2 protein-coding genes are annotated in these 2,940 nt (G+C 64.1%); one reads left to right on the top strand and one right to left on the bottom strand.

Annotation, left to right across the window (positions count from 1 at the left end):
* A partial coding sequence (locus AB0I88_RS41145) for an LLM class flavin-dependent oxidoreductase (RefSeq protein WP_361037719.1) occupies positions 1-260 on the bottom strand: 260 nt, incomplete at its 3' end.
* A 440-nt stretch (positions 261-700) separates the two neighbouring features.
* On the opposite strand from AB0I88_RS41145, the gene AB0I88_RS41140 reads away from it, so the two are divergent.
* Complete coding sequence (locus AB0I88_RS41140; RefSeq protein ID WP_361037717.1) at positions 701-2,584, top strand: hypothetical protein; 1,884 nt, start codon at positions 701-703, stop codon at positions 2,582-2,584.
* The last annotated feature ends 356 nt before the right edge of the window (positions 2,585-2,940 follow it).

Genomic DNA, 2,940 nt, shown 5'->3' with positions numbered 1-2,940 from the left:
TTCTCCCAGCGGGACTCGATGCGGGGGAGCGCGGTCGCCAGGTCGTCCAGGCGGCTGCCGGCGGTGCCGAACTCGTAGCCGTACTCGGTGTAGTCACGTTCGAACCAGCCCGAGCCGATACCGAAGATCAGGCGGCCCTCGCTGATGTGGTCGACAGTGCGGGCCATGTCAGCGAGGAGGTCGGGATTGCGGTAGCTGTTGCAGGAGACCAAGGCGCCGATCTCCACCCGAGACGTCGACTCGGCCCAGGCCGCCAGCATGGTCCAGCACTCAAAGTGCAGTCCGTCCGGTTTCCCACTTAAAGGGAAGTAGTGGTCCCAGTTCGTTCTTCTACCGCATCCAGTCACGACAAGCCCTCGAAGGTCGAGGACCTGCGGGAAAGCCTATCCGGCAGCGGGTTGAAGAGGCGGCAGTCGATCAGCGTGTCTGGCCGATCAAGGTGATCGAGTTGGTGGCCTACGGTGGGGAACGTCAGTGGTACGACATACAGGATCGCTCAGCGGGACCTGGGCAACCTCGCGTCGACGGTATCCGCCCGAGATATCAGAGCCGACGACCCCATGAGCGATGCTCTCGGCGATGTCCGCGTCAAGGGCCGACCCCTGCGCGGCGCAGGTCGGCCAGGAATTGCCGAACAGGCAGGATGGCGTTCCGGTGAGATACCGCATCATGTGAGGGCCGTGCGACCTAAAATGGCGGAATGTCCAGGGGCATGGATTCGGTGTGGTACCGCGGCGATGACTGTTTCCGTGAGTTGATGCAGTGCCTCACCGAGCCGCACCACATCTGGGCTGAGGACATGCCGCACCTCGTCGCGGCCCTGAACGAAGTCCTGGCGTGGTGTCGCGACAGGCGGGGGTATAACGACCGGTTCCGGCGCAACAGCTGGAGTTCCGTCATCGCCGATTTCCGCCACAGCGTGAAGAACATCGGGTCGGCACTGACTACTCTCACAGCCCCAGCTACGACGGTGATCGATGGGAAGCTCAGGGACGACATCGCGGCGGACGCGGCCGATGTTGCCGATCTGGAGAAGCACGTCCGTGACGCGTTGGACCTGCTCACCACCGACGACGCTCTGCTCGCAGCGTGGAAGGACCTCCTGACCAGCTGTAACAAAGACACGCCGCCGATCGAGTCGGTGTGCCTGCGGCACGACACCTTCTGGGCCGTTGCCGAACTGGCGGGCCGCCCGCTGGAGAACCTCGCAATGGCGCTGACGAAGGTGTTGAGCGGAGATCCATGGGCGCTGCACGAGGCGCGTGTCGCCCTCGGCGAGGTGCCGCCGTCCGAAAGTGGTCCGCAGGAGCACACACCCCACGTGCCCGGCGCAGGTAGCCCCGTATCCGATCCGAAGCAGCGGCTGAAAACCGCTGAAGGACTGCTGAAGGTACCGCCCCGGCCGGTCGATCACGTGGTCTGGCTTGCCTTCGACAACGCGGGTCTGACCAGCACCGTTCAGGCTATCGGCCCAGTGACGTTCTACGAGGGCTATGCGCTCGGCCCGGTTCTCGCTGCCGAAGATTCTGACCGCAGCGGGCTTCCTGCGGAGTTCCAGACGACGGTGCCGATCATGGTTCCTGAAGGACCTCACGTCGTCATGGCACGTGTCGAGCTGGGAACCGACGGCGGCCCCGATCCAGTGCGCCGTGCCCGCAAACTGGTCCACGCGATGGCTGCGTATGCCGCGACACGGGCCGGCGGCAGCCTGTGGACGGAGTTCACGGGTCACATCCACGTCCAGGACGGCCAGATCACACGGTCCATGAGGTTCGGCCTTGACCGCATCGAGACAACGTTCCGGCCTGATCTTGATGCCACGGCCGCAGGTCTCGCCCGGTACTCTGGGACCATTTCCTCCGGGCTGCCAGGCGTGCTCGCGACGAATCCGGAACTCGTCGACGCTTTGCAATGGTGGCACCTCGCCGAAGGGCAACCTGGCGCTCAGGCCGTTTTTCTCAACGTCCGCACTATCGAGGTCCTCGCGGCCTTGACCTCTGACAAGGACTGGGACCGGCATCTGGAAAAGTATTGGAAGAGCATTTGGATACGGCGTCAGATCGGCGGCGAGGTGTCGGACGCGCTCCTGGAGTCCCTCTTCACCGGATACGTGATCGACGGCGGCGACGAACGGCAGCGAGAAATTCGGCAGCTGGTCCGTGGGAACAATTTGGGACAGCCGACCTTCGACACTCAGATCGCAGCACAGCACTTCGAAGAAGTCGCCGGACTCCTGCACTCGCGAACGACGCTGGCTCGCCACCTACGGACCCTCGCTCGCCGGGCGGCCAGTCCGGAGAACATCGCACAATGGGTCGGTAGCCTGGAAGAACGTTGGTCGATCTCGCTTCACCGGCTCGAACGCGTGCGGAACGCCATCGCTCATGGTGGGCCAGTGACCGAGGACGCTGTCTTCCGGGTCCTGCACTTCAGCCGTCAGCTCTCGGCCTGGGTGATCGTCGAGACCCTCGATGCGGTCATGACCGCCAAACCCCTTGACAAGGCGCAGCAGCAGCTCCTGGACGAGGCCGAGGCATGGCGTACTCAGCTGCAGACGGCATCCTCTATTCCAGAGATCCTTTAGCGAGACCCATTTGGAGCCACGATGACGCTCATCCGTTCCTCGCCGACAGCAGCGTCGTGGGGACGAATCCGTCCGGATCCGCCCCACCACGACCCGCCGGACCAGTCGGTTACTCCCGGCGTGTGGGCCGGCTGCCTCCAGCAGCCTGTGCCACCGGAGGCGTCCGGCCTTGCCGGCGAGTTAGTTGTCCTTGAAGAGCGGGTCCCGGTGTCCCTGGTATGCCCCGGGAGGTTGTTAGGCGGCTGCGGCGAGCGCCGAGATAATGACCTGATCTCAACAAGATCCGGATAGGTATTTGTATTCGTAGTGGGTCAGGTGTAGCGCGGCGGCGACGATGTCGCCGGTCCGGCGAGGGC

This window comes from Actinoplanes sp. NPDC049802 (genome assembly GCF_040656595.1).
Taxonomy (GTDB): domain Bacteria; phylum Actinomycetota; class Actinomycetes; order Mycobacteriales; family Micromonosporaceae; genus Actinoplanes.
The sequence above is the reverse complement of the archived record's forward strand: the minus strand, read 5'-3'. Positions and strand labels throughout refer to the sequence as shown.

Bases quoted from the DNA above. Each gene is read 5' to 3' on its own strand.
- AB0I88_RS41140 (WP_361037717.1), top strand. From the start codon at position 701: ATGTCCAGGGGCATGGATTCGGTGTGGTACCGCGGCGATGACTGTTTC.